This is a genomic window from Escherichia sp. E13S3 (genome assembly GCF_004212325.1).
GTDB lineage: Bacteria > Pseudomonadota > Gammaproteobacteria > Enterobacterales > Enterobacteriaceae > Escherichia.
Map to the genome: position 1 here is coordinate 48983 of NZ_RHJR01000017.1, position 16899 is coordinate 65881.

The 16899-nt window shown below is 51.0% G+C and carries 16 protein-coding genes; 9 read left to right on the forward strand and 7 right to left on the reverse strand.

The genetic code is table 11. From position 1 onward, the window contains the following. Positions 1 to 41: 41 nt before the first annotated feature. From fadD to D9597_RS16525, 4 genes are all read right to left on the reverse strand, one after another. A complete protein-coding gene (fadD, locus tag D9597_RS16510) occupies positions 42 to 1727 on the reverse strand; it encodes a long-chain-fatty-acid--CoA ligase FadD (RefSeq protein ID WP_130218771.1) in 1686 nt (561 codons plus the stop codon). 204 nt (positions 1728 to 1931) lie between these two features. Further along, positions 1932 to 2513 (reverse strand): Slp family lipoprotein YeaY, encoded by a 582-nt coding sequence (gene yeaY / locus D9597_RS16515; RefSeq protein ID WP_130218769.1) that lies wholly within the window; start codon positions 2511 to 2513, stop codon positions 1932 to 1934. Positions 2514 to 2551: 38 nt separating this feature from the next. Continuing rightward, the gene (tsaB, locus tag D9597_RS16520) at positions 2552 to 3247 is read right to left on the reverse strand and encodes a tRNA (adenosine(37)-N6)-threonylcarbamoyltransferase complex dimerization subunit type 1 TsaB (RefSeq protein WP_130223493.1); all 696 of its coding nucleotides are present in this window, start codon (positions 3245 to 3247) and stop codon (positions 2552 to 2554) included. A 57-nt stretch (positions 3248 to 3304) separates the two neighbouring features. Further along, positions 3305 to 5215: an ATP-dependent DNA helicase gene (locus D9597_RS16525; protein ID WP_130223495.1), complete on the reverse strand. Its 1911-nt coding sequence runs from the start codon at positions 5213 to 5215 to the stop codon at positions 3305 to 3307. A 131-nt stretch (positions 5216 to 5346) separates the two neighbouring features. Between D9597_RS16525 and D9597_RS16530 the strand changes: the two genes are divergently transcribed. Further along, complete coding sequence (locus D9597_RS16530; RefSeq protein WP_130223696.1) at positions 5347 to 5691, forward strand: RidA family protein; 345 nt, start codon at positions 5347 to 5349, stop codon at positions 5689 to 5691. 433 nt (positions 5692 to 6124) lie between these two features. Continuing rightward, positions 6125 to 6424, forward strand: a complete 300-nt coding sequence (locus tag D9597_RS16535; RefSeq protein ID WP_130208426.1) for a DUF1889 family protein — start codon at positions 6125 to 6127, stop codon at positions 6422 to 6424. Positions 6425 to 6706: 282 nt separating this feature from the next. Here the strand turns inward: D9597_RS16535 and D9597_RS16545 are convergent, their stop codons facing one another. Next, the gene (locus D9597_RS16545) at positions 6707 to 6886 is read right to left on the reverse strand and encodes a YoaH family protein (protein ID WP_130223497.1); all 180 of its coding nucleotides are present in this window, start codon (positions 6884 to 6886) and stop codon (positions 6707 to 6709) included. Between the two features lie 73 nt (positions 6887 to 6959). Here D9597_RS16545 and pabB point away from each other — a divergent pair, with 73 nt between their 5' ends. The 4 genes from pabB to D9597_RS16565 all read left to right on the forward strand — a co-directional run bounded on the left by pabB (position 6960) and on the right by D9597_RS16565 (position 12180). Next, the gene (pabB, locus tag D9597_RS16550; protein ID WP_130223499.1) at positions 6960 to 8321 is read left to right on the forward strand and encodes an aminodeoxychorismate synthase component 1; all 1362 of its coding nucleotides are present in this window, start codon (positions 6960 to 6962) and stop codon (positions 8319 to 8321) included. Between the two features lie 3 nt (positions 8322 to 8324). Next, positions 8325 to 8903: a CoA pyrophosphatase gene (locus D9597_RS16555; RefSeq protein WP_130223501.1), complete on the forward strand. Its 579-nt coding sequence runs from the start codon at positions 8325 to 8327 to the stop codon at positions 8901 to 8903. Between the two features lie 183 nt (positions 8904 to 9086). Then, positions 9087 to 10451, forward strand: a complete 1365-nt coding sequence (gene sdaA, locus D9597_RS16560) for an L-serine ammonia-lyase (RefSeq protein WP_130223503.1) — start codon at positions 9087 to 9089, stop codon at positions 10449 to 10451. Between the two features lie 130 nt (positions 10452 to 10581). Beyond that, positions 10582 to 12180 (forward strand): cyclic diguanylate phosphodiesterase, encoded by a 1599-nt coding sequence (locus D9597_RS16565; protein WP_130223505.1) that lies wholly within the window; start codon positions 10582 to 10584, stop codon positions 12178 to 12180. Between the two features lie 2 nt (positions 12181 to 12182). Here the strand turns inward: D9597_RS16565 and yoaE are convergent, their stop codons facing one another. Together yoaE and D9597_RS23535 are read right to left on the reverse strand one after the other, a co-directional pair. Then, a complete protein-coding gene (gene yoaE / locus D9597_RS16570) occupies positions 12183 to 13739 on the reverse strand; it encodes a CNNM family cation transport protein YoaE (protein ID WP_130223507.1) in 1557 nt (518 codons plus the stop codon). After that, a complete protein-coding gene (locus D9597_RS23535) occupies positions 13727 to 13885 on the reverse strand; it encodes a hypothetical protein (RefSeq protein ID WP_276319693.1) in 159 nt (52 codons plus the stop codon). Before D9597_RS23535 ends, yoaE begins: the two co-directional genes overlap by 13 nt. Before the next feature lie 315 nt (positions 13886 to 14200). On the opposite strand from D9597_RS23535, the gene manX reads away from it, so the two are divergent. The 3 genes from manX (at position 14201) to manZ (ending at position 16899) form a co-directional block, all read left to right on the forward strand. Beyond that, on the forward strand, positions 14201 to 15172 hold the full coding sequence (gene manX, locus D9597_RS16575; protein WP_130223509.1) for a PTS mannose transporter subunit IIAB: 972 nt from the start codon (positions 14201 to 14203) through the stop codon (positions 15170 to 15172). Between the two features lie 62 nt (positions 15173 to 15234). Next, entirely contained in the window at positions 15235 to 16035 is an 801-nt protein-coding gene (gene manY, locus D9597_RS16580) for a PTS mannose transporter subunit IIC (protein ID WP_064529241.1), read from the forward strand. Positions 16036 to 16047: 12 nt separating this feature from the next. Next, positions 16048 to 16899, forward strand: a complete 852-nt coding sequence (manZ, locus tag D9597_RS16585; protein WP_130208438.1) for a PTS mannose transporter subunit IID — start codon at positions 16048 to 16050, stop codon at positions 16897 to 16899.

A 16899-nucleotide genomic window follows, 5' to 3' on the forward strand; every position in this document is an offset into this window, starting at 1 on the left:
AAAACGCCGGATTAACCGGCGTCTGACGACTGACTTAACGCTCAGGCTTTATTGTCCACTTTGCCGCGCGCTTCGTCACGTAATTCTCGTCGCAAAATTTTTCCGACGTTAGATTTCGGTAACTCATCACGAAACTCCACCAGCTTCGGTACTTTGTAGCCCGTGAGCTGACGGCGACAAAAGGTCACCAGTGACTCTTCGGTAAGCGATGGATCTTTTTTCACTACGAAGATTTTCACCGCTTCACCACTGGAGCCGGAAGGTACGCCAACAGCCGCGACTTCCTGTACGCCAGGATGCTGCATGACGACATCTTCAATCTCGTTGGGATAAACGTTAAAACCGGAAACCAGAATCATGTCTTTTTTGCGATCGACAATACGCAGGAATCCTTCTTCATCCATCACCGCGATGTCGCCAGTGTGTAACCAGCCATTTTTGATGATCTCATCGGTAGCATCCGGACGCTGCCAGTATCCCAGCATCACCTGCGGTCCTTTGACACAAAGTTCACCTGGCTGGCCTGGTGGTACTTCGTTGTCGTCGTCATCCACCAGCTTGGCTTCCGTCGACGGCACCGGCAAACCGATGCTACCGCTATGATAATCAATATCATACGGGTTAACGCTGACCAGCGGCGCGCACTCGGTCAGGCCATAACCTTCCAGCAGATACTGTCCGGTCAGTTTCACCCAACGTTCTGCCACCACTTGCTGAACAGGCATCCCACCGCCTGCGGAAAGGTGCAGACTGGAGAAATCCAGCTGCTGGAACTCTTTATTGTTCAGCAACGCATTGAACAAGGTGTTTACGCCGGTGATAGCGGTAAACGGATATTTCGCCAGCTCTTTCACCAGCCCCGGAATATCACGTGGGTTAGTAATAAGCAGGTTCTGCCCGCCGAGTTCGATAAACAGCAGACAGTTAATGGTCAGTGCAAAAATGTGATAGAGCGGCAGTGCCGTTACTACCAGTTCTTTACCTGGATGCAGCAACGGCCCATAGGTGGCGTTGACCTGTTCCAGGTTCGCCAGCATATTGCGGTGAGTCAGCATCGCGCCTTTCGCCACACCTGTGGTGCCGCCGGTGTATTGCAGGAAAGCTAAATCTTCCGGCACCAGTTCAGGTTTGACGTACTGCATCCGGTAGCCGTTATGCAGGGCGCTACGAAATGAAATGGCATCTGGCAGATGGTATTTCGGCACCAGACGCTTGATGTATTTAACAACGAAGTTAACCAGTGTGCCTTTCGCTGTGGAAAGCTGATCGCCCATACGGGTCAGAATAACGTGCTGAACGGCGGTTTTATCAACCACTTTTTCCAGAGTGTGGGCAAAGTTAGACACAATGACAATCGCCGATGCGCCGCTGTCATTGAGCTGATGCTCAAGCTCGCGTGGGGTATACAACGGGTTGACGTTTACGACAATCATCCCGGCGCGCAAAATGCCGAACAGCGCCACTGGATATTGCAATAAGTTAGGCATCATCAGCGCAACGCGATCGCCTTTCTTCAGCCCCAACCCTTGTTGCAAATAAGCGGCAAACGCGCGACTGCGTTCTTCCAGCTTGCGGAAGGTCATGACCTCCCCCATATTCATAAACGCGGGCTGATCGGCGTAGCGCGTGACCGACTGCTCAAACATATCTACCAGAGATTGATAACGGTCAGGGTTGATCTCCGTCGGAACGTCCGCGGGATAACGGTTAAGCCAAACCTTCTTCAATTCTTCACCTCTAAAATGCGTGTTCGTCGTCATCGCAACCCCAAGTGATAAACATGTTGTTAACATAATATTAACTCATCTTACCAGCTTGATAATTACCCAACGAAAAGGTTGCGAAGCGCGTCACTATTTATTTTTATCTTTACTGTAAGAATGCAGAAACAGCGGACCAGCCGCTGTTTCTTTTTCTTTAAAAACAAGCAATTATTCAGTTACAACTGTTTGTACTCTCGCGGGACCTGGATTATACCAGCCCCATCCGCCGTAGCCATAGGGCCAGCCTCGCCCACCATAAAACCAGGGATCAATCGGCTGTGGCGGCATAATCACCTGCTGGGTTAAATGCCAACGTTTGTAACCCGTTGCCTGCATTACCATAAATTTATATGGCGTGTTGCCAATTTTTCCGTCAACCGTACCGGTGATTGGCCCGACAACTGTCACCAGCTGGCCTCGGAAATCGACCGGATCAAGAAAACCATTCACATCGGCATAAATGCGCCCGCGAGAAGGTTCTCCCAGCGTCGGTCTTGCTCCGCTGTCGAGTGGTACAGTGGCAATTTCCAGGCGGGTTTTCCCTTGCTGGTTTTGCACCGCAACCACTTTACCGCCAAATCGCGCTTCCTGACCAACGTACAGCTGCGGCGCATTCATCACCCGAACTAAATCTTGTTGCGGCGTTGGGCTACTGCCTTTAATGGCGTCCGGCACAGTGACACAACCGCTCAGTATTAGCGCAAACGTACCTGCCAGTATGCCTTTGATAACATTGTTTTGAACCGCCATGATGCGACTCCTTTTTTCTCAGGGCATACTCTTAAGATTCATTCTTTGCCCGGAAGTTTCTTCCACGCGACGTTGTTACGCAAATAAACCGGCTCGGCATGTTCCACCGCCACCGTTTTACCCTCGGCAAACATCTGACAGGCAATCGGCAGCATATCTTCTGCAGCGGGCAGTAACACTTCGCCATCGCGCAAAACCAGCCCGCTTTCTTTACCGAGATCCGGCCAGGCTTGCCAGCCTGTACCCACGGTCGCCCATTCACCGGAAAGCTGTTGCATCCGTTCATGAACGAGTTCTGGTTTGAGTACGGCTTCGGTTTCTTCACCGTGCCAGACACCGTTTTCATCACGCTGATATTCGGCCCAGTAAACTTCGCCCATTCGCGCGTCAATGGCTGCCAGTACGCGGGTTGCGCCAGTTTTGCGCCATGCTCCTTGCGCCATTGTCATTAGCGTGGAGACGCCAATCATCGGTAGCTCCGCACCAAGTGCCAGCCCTTGCGCAATGCCAATACCGATGCGCACGCCGGTAAAGCTACCGGGGCCGCGCCCGTAAGCCAGAGCGTTTATGTCAGTCAGGGAAGTTCCGCTGGTGGTCAGGATATCCTGCACCATCGGTAAGATTCGTTGAGTATGTTCACGAGGGCAAAGCTCAAAATGAGCGTTGACAGTACCGTCGTTCCACAGGGCGACAGAGCAGGCCTCTGTCGCGGTATCGATAGCCAGAATTCGCATGGGTCTTCGTGCTTAGATCAATAAAAAGGCGCGCATCATACCATACTCCATCACAAATTACCTGGAGGATGGTATCGCAAGGAAACGAACCGCACGGGCAATATCACGGGTACGCGGCGCGGGCGGCAGGCTGGCAAGAAAAGTGGCGCCATAAGGGCGCATCACCAGCCGATTGTCGCAAATCACCAACACGCCGCGATCGTCGGCGTCGCGAATCAGTCGCCCTACTCCCTGTTTGAGAGTAATAACGGCATCTGGTAGTTGCACTTCATCGAACGGGTCGCCACCGCGCAAACGGCAATCTTCCATGCGCGCTTTTAACAGCGGGTCATCCGGCGAGGTAAACGGCAACTTGTCGATAATCACCAATGACAATGTATCGCCACGCACGTCCACCCCTTCCCAGAAACTGCTGGTCGCCACAAGAAGCGCGTTACCGGCACTGACAAATTGCTGCAACAGTTGCCCTTTGCTGGTTTCCCCCTGCAACAATACGGGAAGCGTCATGGTAGCGCGGAACTGCTCAGCCAGATCGCGCATCATGGCGTGCGAGGTACAAAGCATAAAGCAACGACCGTTGTTAGCTTCGATGATCGGTCGCAGCATTGCCGCTAACTGGCGAGCAGAACCTGGCTGGTTGGTTTGCGGCAGATTGCGCGGCACACAGAGTAACGCCTGGCGGCTGTAATCAAAGGGGCTTGGCAACAGCAACGACTCCGCCTGTTCGATACCAAGCCGCGAGGTGAAATGATGCAGATCGTCATTCACCGACAACGTTGCCGAGGTAAAGATCCAGCTTCCGGGCTTTTGCGCCATTAGCTCTTTGAATTTATCCGCCACGCTGAGCGGCGTGAGTGCCAGAGTAAAATGGCGCGAAGTGCATTCGTACCAGTAGCTGTAGCCTGGTTGGTTGATCTCTTTTAGCCGCTTCAGACGTGTACGATATAACGTGGCGCGCTCAAATGCCGCATCAAGCAAGGCGGAACGCCCCAGAGACAGTTTCGCCACGTCGTAACAGAGTTCAAGGGTGTCATCGAGCAGTAAAAACGCCCGCTGAATTTGTGGGTTGGCTAACAGTTCGCGCAGATTACCGCGATAACCTGGCTCGCCGAGTTGCAGACGAAAATCCTGCGCGCTCTGGGCAAGACGGTCGGCGCATTTTTGTAACTGTTGAGTGTCTTTTAATTCGGTGCGATAGGCGATGGTAATGTCTTTTGCCAGATCGAGCAGTTGTCGGCTGGAGAGCGACTGCCCAAAGTACTGGCTGGCAATGTCCGGCAGCTGGTGGGCTTCGTCGAAGATCATCACGTCTGCTTCCGGGATCAGTTCGCCAAATCCGCTCTCTTTCACCACCATATCCGCCAGAAACAGATGATGGTTCACCACCACCACATCAGCATCCATCGCTTTTTTACGCGCTTTAACCACAAAGCAATCTTTATACATTGGGCAGTCGCTGCCAAGACAGTTGTCGTTGGTGCTGGTGACTAGCGGCCACGCCTGTGAATCTTCCGCCACGCTAACGCAGGTGCTGATATCGCCATCGACTGTTTGATTAGACCAGGAGCGCAGGAGGATCACATCGCTTAAGGTTTGTACTGGCAAATCTCCGCCCGCCAGCGCCTGCTGTTCAAGTCGTTCGAGGCAGAGGTAGTTTGAGCGCCCTTTCAGCAACGCCACATTGCCCGTGTATTTCAATGCCTTTGAGACCGTTGGCAAATCGCGGCTGTAGAGCTGATCCTGCAACGCTTTTGAGCCGGTCGAGATGATGACTTTCTTTTTCGCCCGCAGCGCAGGAGCCAGGTAAGCGTAGGTTTTGCCCGTACCGGTTCCTGCTTCCACCACCAGCGGCTGGCCTTTTTCTATCGCCTGGGTGACGGCTACCGCCATCTGTCGCTGTGGTTCTCGCGGCTTAAAGCCTGGTATCGCTTTCGCCAGTTGACCGTCTGGTGCAAAATCGTCCGTCACACTACCCCCTGTTGATTTGAACAGGGATTATGTCAGGCCAGGCTGGTTTTCGCCAGTTGAAGTGGTGACGGCAACCTCACATTGTGGCAGTCTTTGCAGCACAAAAATGGAAAGTTAATGAGGACATAATGATGACTATCGTTCGTATCGACGCTGAAACCCGCTGGTCTGATGTGGTGATCCACAACAACACGCTCTACTACACTGGCGTACCAGAAAACCTCGATGCCGATGCTTTTGAACAAACCGCCAACACGCTGGCGCAAATTGACGCCGTGCTGGAAAAACAGGGCAGCAATAAATCGAGCATTCTGGATGCCACCATTTTCCTTGCCGATAAAAACGACTTTGCGGCAATGAATAAAGCATGGGATGCCTGGGTTGTAGCGGGTCACGCGCCGGTGCGCTGCACGGTGCAGGCGGGGCTGATGAATCCGCAGTACAAGGTTGAAATTAAGATTATCGCTGCGGTTTAATTCCAGAAAAAGAATTCTATCAAAGTAAAAATCAGACGATAATTGTTCGAAAATACTGGTCGGTTATAAACAAATCGGCCAGTGTTTAAGAGGATACTTTAGATAAATAATGAAATCCGTCAGGTAACTTATTTTTATGATTTCAACTGCATCTATACAAAAATGATATTAATCACCCAAATTAAACCATTCTGTTAACTCCCCGAGCCGTTTACTCTGACTTTTCTGCCCTTAACAATCTGGCTGGAGCGCGGCGATTCACCGTTAATTTTTTGCCATATCACTAGAAAACCCGCCATGACCTGCTACCTTTAAAATACCTGAATGTCAACAGGTTAACTACTGATATATCGTTATAATCCCTTTGATATTAGATGCAATTTAAGGTCATATATAGCCTTATCAAAAACGTGGTTAATTTAAGGACAAGAATATGCCTGCTGCAATAGATAAAGCCCTGGATTTCATTAGTGCCATGGATGTATCAGCATCAACACCAAGCTCGATGAATGAAAGTACGGCGAAAGGAATATTTAAATATTTGCATGACCTGGGAGTCCCCGCGAGTACCGCCGATATTACTGCGCGAGCTGAACAGGAAGGCTGGAATCCTGGATTCACGGAAAAAATGGTGGGATGGGCAAAAAAGATGGATTCTGGCGAACGCGTGGTGATTAAAAACCCTGAATACTTCTCGTCTTATATGCAGGAAGAACTTAAAGCCCTTGTGTGAGTTAAAACTCCAGCTTTAAAAATCAATCCGGACGCTTTCATTGACCTCAGAAAAGCGTCCTTTTTTCTCGTCATCATCAACACAGCCCAAATTAATCAACAGATATGGCCCCGTGATTTTTGTTTCAACGCAGTGGACCATTGTCATAACGCGCGCCGTCCAGGCACATACCGTCAAAAATGGCACGATGTAAGTTCATGCCGGAAATTCCCAGCCGATGAGGCTATCCGTATCAAGATACAGGACGTCATCCGTGACGAAATCGATACGGATCATTTTGTGTTACTCGTCTTCATCCTCAAAACGCGCCACTATTTGCTCGCCGGTATGGTTGGCGCGCAGCTCTTCTGCCACCAGCGTGATTGCCTGACCGCTGCTCATCCCCTGTGCCATCAGTTCCTGAATACGCTCAACGGCTTTTTGCTGCTGTTCATGGGTGAGTGAAGGTAAACCTGCAAACATTGTTAACTCCTGCTAAATTGTTGGCGCTAATTATTTCATGCTACCCGGCACATAGCCAGTAGAGTCAGGACTGATGAAGACGTTATCTCCCGCTGTGATTACTTTACCCTGGCGTCAGGACGCCGCTGAATTTTATTTTGCCCGCTTAAGCCACCTGCCGTGGGCGATGTTGTTGCACTCCGGCTACGCCGACCATCCGCATAGTCGCTTTGATATTGTGGTGGCTGACCCCGTTTGCACTTTAACCACTCACGATAATGAAACCCGGGTATGTGAAGGAGAAATCCGCACAACGACCACTGACGATCCGCTCAAAGTGCTCCAACAGGCACTGGACCGTGCAAACATTCACCCGTCGCATAGCAATAATTTGCCATTTCAGGGCGGCGCGCTTGGGCTGTTTGGCTACGATCTGGGTCGTCGGTTTGAGTCGCTGCCAGAAATTGCGCAACGAGATATCGACCTGCCTGACATGGCGGTTGGTATCTACGACTGGGCGCTGATCGTCGATCACCAGCGCCAGCGTATTTCGCTACTCAGCCATCGTGATGTCAATGCCCGTCTGGCGTGGCTGGATAGCCAGCAAATAGCACCACAGCAAGATTTCCAGTTAACATCCGCCTGGCAATCCAATATGAACCGCGAGCAGTATGGCGAGAAATTTCGCCAGGTGCAGGAATATCTGCACAGCGGCGATTGCTATCAGGTGAATCTCGCCCAGCGTTTTCACGCGACCTATTCTGGCGATGAATGGCAGGCGTTCGTTCAGCTTAATCAGGCCAACCGCGCACCGTTCAGTGCCTTCCTGCGTCTGGAACAAGGTGTGATTTTAAGCCTTTCACCAGAACGGTTTATTCTTTGTGATGGTGGTGAGATCCAGACCCGCCCGATTAAAGGCACGCTCCCACGCTTGTCCGATCCTCAGGAAGATAACAAACAAGCTGAAAAACTGGCGAACTCACCGAAAGATCGCGCCGAAAATCTGATGATTGTCGATTTAATGCGCAATGACATTGGCCGAGTTGCCGTACCAGGCTCAGTAAAAGTGCCTGAACTGTTTGTGGTAGAGCCCTTCCCTGCCGTGCATCATCTGGTCAGCACCATAACGGCGCGCTTGCCAGAGCAGTTGCATGCCAGCGATCTGCTGCGCGCGGCTTTTCCCGGAGGCTCAATCACCGGCGCGCCGAAAGTACGGGCAATGGAGATTATTGATGAACTGGAACCGCAGCGACGCAATGCCTGGTGCGGCAGCATTGGCTATTTAAGCTTCTGCGGCAATATGGATACCAGCATCACCATCCGCACGCTGACGGCGGTTAACGGGCAGATTTACTGTTCCGCTGGTGGCGGCATCGTTGCTGATAGCCAGGAAGAAGCGGAATATCAGGAAACTTTTGATAAAGTTAATCGTATCCTGAAGCAACTGGAGAAGTAAGACGTGGAATACCGTGGCCTGACGCTTGATGATTTTTTATCGCGATTTCAACTATTGCGTCCGCAAATTAACCGGGAAACCTTAAATCATCGTCAGGCTGCCGTGTTAATCCCCATCGTCCGCCGACCGCAACCGGGCTTGCTGCTGACTCAGCGTTCCATTCATCTGCGCAAACATGCTGGACAAGTCGCATTCCCTGGAGGTGCAGTCGATGACACGGACGCGTCAGTTATCGCCGCTGCGCTGCGTGAAGCCGAAGAAGAGGTCGCTATACCGCCTTCCGCCGTTGAAGTTATCGGCGTGCTGCCGCCCGTCGATAGCATAACTGGCTATCAGGTAACCCCAGTGGTCGGCATTATCCCGCCCGATCTGCCGTATCGCGCCAGTGAAGATGAAGTCTCGGCGGTGTTTGAAATGCCGCTAGCCCAGGCATTACATCTGGGTCGTTATCACCCTTTAGATATCTACCGCCGTGGCGATTCACATCGGGTATGGCTGTCCTGGTACGAACAGTATTTTGTATGGGGAATGACCGCAGGCATAATTCGTGAACTGGCGCTACAAATTGGTGTGAAACCCTGACTATACTTATCTTTACATCTACAAAACACTACTTGAGACAATCATCGCAATATTAGTTAAATCGCGGTTTTTGATTAGTTTAATTCATGTGAATAGTTAAGCCTGTCGCCGCGTTCCCTCTTACACTATGCGCTGTTATTAGTTCGTTACTGGAAGTCCAGTCACCTTGTCAGGAGTATTATCGTGATTAGTCTATTCGACATGTTTAAGGTGGGGATTGGTCCCTCATCTTCCCATACTGTAGGGCCTATGAAGGCGGGTAAACAGTTCGTCGATGATCTGGTCGAAAAAGGCTTACTGGATAGCGTTACCCGAGTTGCCGTGGACGTTTATGGTTCACTGTCGCTGACGGGTAAAGGCCACCACACCGATATCGCCATTATTATGGGTCTTGCAGGTAACGAACCTGCCACCGTGGATATCGACAGTATTCCCGGTTTTATTCGCGACGTAGAAGAGCGCGAACGTCTGCTGCTGGCACAGGGACGGCATGAAGTGGATTTCCCACGCGACAACGGGATGTGTTTTCATAACGGTAACCTGTCGCTGCATGAAAACGGGATGCAAATCCACGCCTATAACGGCGATACCGTTGTTTACAGCAAAACTTATTATTCCATCGGCGGCGGTTTTATCGTCGATGAAGAACATTTTGGTCACGATGCCGCCAACGAAGTCAGTGTGCCGTATCCGTTCAAATCCGCCACCGAGCTGCTTGCGTACTGTAATGAAACCGGTTATTCCCTTTCCGGTCTGGCAATGCAGAACGAACTGGCGTTGCACAGCAAGAAAGAGATCGACGAGTACTTCGCCCATGTCTGGCAAACCATGCAGGCATGTATCGATCGTGGGATGAACACCGAAGGCGTATTACCTGGTCCGCTGCGTGTTCCGCGCCGTGCGTCTGCCCTGCGCCGTATGCTGGTTTCCAGCGATAAACTGTCTAACGATCCGATGAATGTCATCGACTGGGTAAACATGTTTGCGCTGGCAGTTAACGAAGAGAACGCCGCAGGTGGCCGCGTGGTGACTGCACCAACCAACGGTGCTTGTGGCATTGTTCCGGCGGTACTGGCTTACTATGACCACTTTATTGAATCGGTGAGCCCTGATATTTATACCCGCTATTTTATGGCGGCCGGAGCGATTGGCGCACTGTACAAAATGAACGCGTCTATTTCCGGTGCGGAAGTCGGTTGCCAGGGCGAAGTGGGCGTTGCCTGTTCAATGGCTGCGGCGGGTCTTGCAGAACTGTTGGGCGGTAGCCCTGAACAGGTTTGCGTGGCGGCGGAAATTGGCATGGAGCACAACCTTGGTCTGACTTGCGACCCGGTTGCGGGTCAGGTTCAGGTTCCGTGCATTGAACGTAACGCTATTGCATCAGTGAAGGCGATTAACGCCGCGCGGATGGCTCTGCGTCGTACTAGTGCACCACGCGTCTCACTGGATAAAGTCATCGAAACGATGTACGAAACAGGAAAGGATATGAACGCTAAATATCGCGAAACCTCACGCGGTGGTCTGGCGATTAAAGTCCAGTGTGACTAATACTTTATCCTCGCCCATCTGCAACGGATGGGCGAATTTACCCTCGCTTTCTCGTCTGCTGTAATTTTCCCCACTACACTTCCACTGTTGCGTCAGGCGTTTGTCGCCATACGCTTACCGGGTGGCCCGCATGCAAAAAGCACAACGGATCATTAAAACCTATCGCCGTAATCGAATGATTGTTTGTACGATTTGCGCACTCTTTACGTTTGTGGCAACACTGAGCGTGCGATTTATTTCACAGCGGAACTTAAATCAGCAGCGGGTAGTGCTCTTTGCCAATCACGCCGTTGAGGAATTAGACAAAGTCCTGCTTCCACTTCAGGCGGGTAACAACGTACTGCTTCCCCTGATTGGACTCCCCTGCTCAGTCGCCCATCTCCCCTTACGAAAACAGGCGGCAAAACTGCAAACTGTACGGTCAATTGGCCTGGTGCAAGACGGCACGCTTTATTGTTCCAGCATTTTTGGTTATCGCAATGTTCCTGCTGAAGATATCCAGGCTGATTTACCCGCGCCGCAGCCCCTTTTACGCTTAACTACCGACCGCGTATTAATTAAAGACAGCCCGGTATTGATTCAGTGGACGCCTTTACCGGGCAATGGTCGAGATGGCGTGATGGAGATGATCAACATCGACCTGTTGATGGCAATGTTGCTGGAGCCGCAATTGCCGCAAATAAGAACGGCCAGCCTGACGGTAGCCGATCGCCATTTACTCTATGATGATGGTCTGGTTGATTCTTTACCTCCGCTTAATGGCAATGAACGTTACCAGGTTTCATCGCAGAATTTTCCTTTTATCATCAGCGTTAGTGGACCTGGTGCGACAGCGCTGGCGTTGCAATATCTTCCCAGCCAGTTTCCACTAGCGGTACTGTTGAGTTTACTGGTGGGGTACATCGCATGGTTGGCCACGGCCCATAGAATGAGCTTTTCACGCGAGATAAATCTCGGGCTGGCACAGCGCGAATTTGAGTTATTTTGTCAGCCCCTGCTCAATGCACGCTCGCAGCAATGTATTGGTGTAGAGATATTGCTGCGCTGGAATAATCCGCGTCAGGGATGGATCTCGCCGGATGTTTTTATCCCCATTGCGGAAGAACATCACCTGATAGTGCCGCTTACCCGTTATGTGATGATGGAAACCATCCGTCAACTCCACGTTTTTCCAATGAGCAGCCAGTTCCACATCGGCATTAACGTCGCCCCCAGCCATTTTCGCCGTGGCGTATTGTTAAAAGATCTCAATCGTTACTGGTTTAGTGCTAACCCGATTCAGCCACTAATCCTCGAAATTACCGAGCGCGATGCCTTACTGGATGTTGATTATCGGATTGCCCGCGAACTGCATCGTAAAAACGTCAAGCTGGCGATTGATGACTTCGGCACCGGCAACAGTTCGTTTTCCTGGCTTGAAACGTTACGTCCTGACGTGCTGAAAATTGATAAGTCTTTCACTGCGGCGATTGGTTCAGATGCAGTTAACTCGACGGTGACAGATATCATTATTGCGCTGGGGCAAAGACTGAATATTGAACTGGTGGCGGAAGGCGTTGAAACGCAAGAACAAGCGAAGTATTTGCGCCGTCATGGCGTGCATATTTTACAAGGGTATTTGTACGCGCAGCCCATGCCGCTGCGTGATTTCCCGAAATGGCTGGCGGGCAGCCAACCGCCGCCCACCAGGCATAACAGACACGTTACGCCCGTTATGCCATTGCGTTAGTGCTATTCGTCTTCATCGTGCGGCGGTTGCTCTTTAACAATGCGAACCAGATCAACACGATAATCATTGGCTTCTACGATGGTGATATGCAGCGGTCCAACATCGATCACGTCGCCTGCGCGAGGAATGTGACCATTTGCCGAAATTACCAGACCTGCAACCGTCGCAATATCATCATCATCGGTAAGGTGCTCAACATCAAGCGCCTGCTGTAAGGCATGTAAGTCTGTACCACCTTTTACCAGCCAACCGTCGCCATCGATAACAATTTCCGGCGTTTCATCTGCATCCGGGAACTCACCAGCAATAGCTTCCAGTACATCCAGCGGCGTAACCAGACCTTGCACCACACCAAACTCGTTGGTGACGATAACAAAACTACCACGAGCACGACGCAACACGCCCAGCAGGTTGATCGGGTCGAGGGTTTCCGGAACGATTATCGCCGGAGAAGCAGAAGCAATTGCCGTCACGTCGACACCGACTTCCAGCGCCACCAGCAGTTCTTTGGCACGCACGATACCGATGATTTCATCCAGTTCACCACGACATACCGGAAACAGGCTGTGCGGTGAAGAGAGCAGTTGCTGGCGGATTTCATCAACGCCAAGGTTAGCATCTACCCAACTGATCTCGCCGCGTGGCGTCATAATGCCGCGCAGAGAACGTGACGCCAAAGTCAGAACGCCGTTAATCATATAACGCTCTTCTTCGGCAAAGGCACCTTCTGGAACCGGAATTGGCACCGGGTTATCGGCATCGTGTTGAACATTTGCCTGACGTTTACCCCCCATCAAACGCAGAATGGCATCGGCGGTACGCGCACGCAGCGGTAAAGTCGACTGATGGCGAATAAAGTTACGGCGCGCAATCTGGTTAAACACTTCGATGATGATCGAGAAACCAATTGCTGCATACAGGTAGCCTTTTGGAATATGGAAACCAAAACCTTCAGCTACGAGGCTCAGACCAATCATCAACAGGAAGCTCAAACAGAGCACTACAACTGTTGGATGCTGGTTAACGAATCGCGTCAGCGGTTTCGATGCCAGCAACATAACTGCCATCGCAATCACTACCGCAGCCATCATTACCGGTAGATGGTTGACCATCCCTACGGCAGTAATCACTGCATCCAGCGAGAAGACAGCGTCAAGGATGACAATCTGTGTGACGACCACCCAGAAACTGGCATAACCTTTACCGTGACCAGAGTCATGATCGCGATTTTCCAGCCGCTCATGCAACTCGGTTGTCGCTTTGAACAGCAAGAATATCCCCCCGAACAGCATAATCAGATCGCGCCCGGAGAAAGAAAAATCCATTACGGTAAATAGCGGTTTGGTCAGCGTGACCATCCATGAAATAAGCGATAACAGCCCCAGGCGCATAATCAACGCCAGTGACAGCCCCAACAAACGCGCTTTATCACGTTGTTTCGGCGGCAGTTTATCGGCAAGGATGGCGATAAAAACCAGGTTATCGATACCCAGCACGATTTCAAGGACGACAAGCGTGAGCAGCCCCGCCCAAATCGAGGGATCCATTAAGAATTCCATGACAAGCTCCTGCTTAAGGAATAGCTAATCGGCGCCAGAAATAATGCAGGCGAAACGAGAAAATACAAACAAAAGGTGCGGCAAAAAATGCCAGTAAGGCAGGCGCTATATGGCCTGATGCTGAAGTGACGTCGGTGACGATCCATACTGCGGGCTGCAGCCCTATACTCCTTGGTTGTTAAACGGGAGTTAAACATATCAGAGAGATCTCTGATTTGGCAAAGATTTACCTTCCTTTGCAAATGAATGTGACAACTTTTTTTACTCTTTCGGAATTTTGTCAATTCAAAGTTAATTTACGGATCTTCATCACATAAAATATTTTTTTCGATATCTAAAATAAATCGCGAGGCACAGGGGGTTTCCGGTTGTAGCCCTTATCTGAATCGATTCGATTGTGGACGACGATTCAAAAATACATCTGGCACGTTGAGATGTTAACAATAATAAGGAGGTAGCAAGTGACCATTGCTATTGTTATAGGCACACATGGTTGGGCTGCAGAGCAGTTGCTTAAAACGGCAGAGATGCTGTTAGGCGAGCAGGAAAACGTTGGCTGGATCGATTTTGTTCCTGGCGAAAATGCCGAAACGCTAATCGAAAAGTACAACGCTCAGTTGGCAAAACTCGACACCACTAAAGGCGTGCTGTTTCTCGTTGATACATGGGGAGGCAGTCCGTTCAATGCTGCCAGCCGCATTGTCGTCGACAAAGAGCATTATGAAGTGATCGCAGGCGTTAACATTCCAATGTTAGTGGAAACGTTAATGGCTCGTGATGATGACCCAAGCTTTGACGAACTGGTAGCACTGGCCGTAGAAACAGGCCGCGAAGGTGTGAAAGCTCTGAAAGCGAAACCCGTTGAAAAAGCAGCGCCAGCCCCCGCCGCAGCGGCACCGAAAGCGGCTCCTGCACCGGCAAAACCAATGGGACCAAACGACTATATGGTAATTGGCCTCGCGCGTATCGACGATCGTTTGATTCACGGTCAGGTTGCTACCCGCTGGACCAAAGAAACTAATGTCTCCCGTATCATCGTAGTTAGTGACGAAGTGGCTGCGGATACCGTTCGTAAGACACTGCTCACCCAGGTTGCACCTCCCGGCGTAACAGCGCATGTAGTTGATGTCGCCAAAATGATTCGCGTCTACAACAACCCGAAATATGCGGGCGAACGCGTGATGCTGTTATTTACCAACCCGACAGATGTTGAGCGTCTCGTTGAAGGCGGCGTGAAAATCACCTCAGTCAACGTCGGTGGTATGGCATTCCGTCAGGGCAAAACTCAGGTGAATAACGCAGTTTCGGTTGATGAAAAAGATATCGAAGCGTTCAAGAAACTGAATGCACGCGGCATCGAGCTGGAAGTCCGTAAGGTTTCCACCGACCAGAAACTGAAAATGATGGATCTGATCAGCAAAATCGATAAGTAACGTATTGTGTTGATTATCACTCAGTTTTCACACTTAAGTCTTACGTAAACAGGAGAAGTACAATGGAGATTACCGCTCTTCAAATTGTGCTGGTATTTATCGTAGCCTGTATCGCAGGTATGGGATCAATCCTCGATGAATTTCAGTTTCACCGTCCGCTAATCGCGTGTACCCTGGTGGGTATCGTTCTTGGGGATATGAAAACCGGTATTATTATCGGTGGTACCCTTGAAATGATCGCGCTGGGCTGGATGAACATCGGTGCCGCTGTTGCACCTGACGCCGCCCTGGCATCAATTATTTCTACCATTCTGGTTATTGCTGGTCATCAGAGCATCGGTGCCGGTATCGCGCTGGCAATCCCTCTGGCAGCAGCAGGCCAGGTTCTGACCATTATCGTTCGTACTATTACCGTTGCCTTCCAGCACGCTGCGGATAAGGCAGCTGAAAACGGCAACCTGACGGCGATTTCATGGATCCACGTTTCGTCTCTGTTCCTGCAAGCAATGCGTGTGGCTATTCCGGCCGTTATCGTTGCGCTTTCTGTTGGTACCAGCGAAGTTCAAAACATGCTGAACGCCATTCCGGAAGTGGTGACCAATGGTCTGAACATTGCCGGTGGCATGATCGTGGTAGTTGGTTATGCGATGGTTATCAACATGATGCGTGCTGGCTACCTGATGCCGTTCTTCTACCTCGGCTTCGTAACCGCAGCATTCACCAACTTTAACCTGGTTGCTCTGGGTGTCATCGGTACCGTTATGGCGGTGCTCTACATTCAGCTGAGCCCGAAATATAACCGTGTCGCCGGTGCGCCAGTTCAGGCTGCTGGTAACAACGATCTCGACAACGAACTGGACTAACAGGTGAGCGAAATGGTTGATACAACTCAAACTACCACTGAGAAAAAACTCACTAAGAGTGATATTCGTGGCGTCTTCCTGCGTTCTAACCTCTTCCAGGGTTCATGGAACTTCGAGCGTATGCAGGCGCTGGGCTTCTGCTTCTCTATGGTGCCGGCGATTCGTCGCCTCTACCCGGAAAATAACGATGCCCGTAAACAGGCGATTAAACGTCACCTCGAATTCTTTAACACCCAACCGTTCGTGGCGGCGCCAATTCTGGGCGTAACCCTGGCGCTGGAAGAACAGCGTGCTAACGGTGCAGAGATCGACGATGGCGCAATCAACGGTATCAAAGTAGGTCTGATGGGTCCGCTGGCAGGTGTAGGCGACCCAATCTTCTGGGGTACGGTACGTCCGGTATTCGCAGCGCTGGGCGCCGGTATCGCGATGAGCGGCAGCCTGTTAGGTCCGTTGCTGTTCTTTATCCTGTTTAACCTGGTACGTCTGGCAACGCGTTACTACGGCGTAGCATATGGTTACTCCAAGGGCATCGATATCGTTAAAGATATGGGCGGCGGCTTCCTGCAAAAACTGACGGAAGGGGCGTCTATTCTCGGCCTGTTTGTCATGGGGGCATTGGTTAACAAGTGGACACATGTCAACATCCCGCTGGTCGTCTCACGCATCACTGACCAGACGGGTAAAGAGCACGTTACCACTGTACAGACCATTCTTGACCAGTTAATGCCGGGCCTGGTACCGCTGCTGCTGACCTTCGCCTGTATGTGGCTGCTGCGCAAAAAAGTGAACCCGCTGTGGATCATCGTTGGCTTCTTCGTCATCGGTATCGCTGGTTACGCTTGCGGCCTGCTTGGACTGTAA

Excerpts from the sequence above, each read along its gene's own strand:
- D9597_RS16535 (WP_130208426.1), top strand. The coding sequence starts at position 6,125 with ATGCCTGCTGCAATAGATAAAGCCCTGGATTTCATTAGTGCCATGGAT.
- D9597_RS23535 (WP_276319693.1), bottom strand. The coding sequence starts at position 13,885 with ATGGATCGTCACCGACGTCACTTCAGCATCAGGCCATATAGCGCCTGC.
- D9597_RS16530 (WP_130223696.1), top strand. The coding sequence starts at position 5,347 with ATGACTATCGTTCGTATCGACGCTGAAACCCGCTGGTCTGATGTGGTG.
- tsaB (WP_130223493.1), bottom strand. The coding sequence starts at position 3,247 with ATGCGAATTCTGGCTATCGATACCGCGACAGAGGCCTGCTCTGTCGCC.
- manY (WP_064529241.1), top strand. The coding sequence starts at position 15,235 with ATGGAGATTACCGCTCTTCAAATTGTGCTGGTATTTATCGTAGCCTGT.
- yeaY (WP_130218769.1), bottom strand. The coding sequence starts at position 2,513 with ATGGCGGTTCAAAACAATGTTATCAAAGGCATACTGGCAGGTACGTTT.
- D9597_RS16545 (WP_130223497.1), bottom strand. The coding sequence starts at position 6,886 with ATGTTTGCAGGTTTACCTTCACTCACCCATGAACAGCAGCAAAAAGCC.
- D9597_RS16565 (WP_130223505.1), top strand. The coding sequence starts at position 10,582 with ATGCAAAAAGCACAACGGATCATTAAAACCTATCGCCGTAATCGAATG.
- pabB (WP_130223499.1), top strand. The coding sequence starts at position 6,960 with ATGAAGACGTTATCTCCCGCTGTGATTACTTTACCCTGGCGTCAGGAC.
- manZ (WP_130208438.1), top strand. The coding sequence starts at position 16,048 with ATGGTTGATACAACTCAAACTACCACTGAGAAAAAACTCACTAAGAGT.
- yoaE (WP_130223507.1), bottom strand. The coding sequence starts at position 13,739 with ATGGAATTCTTAATGGATCCCTCGATTTGGGCGGGGCTGCTCACGCTT.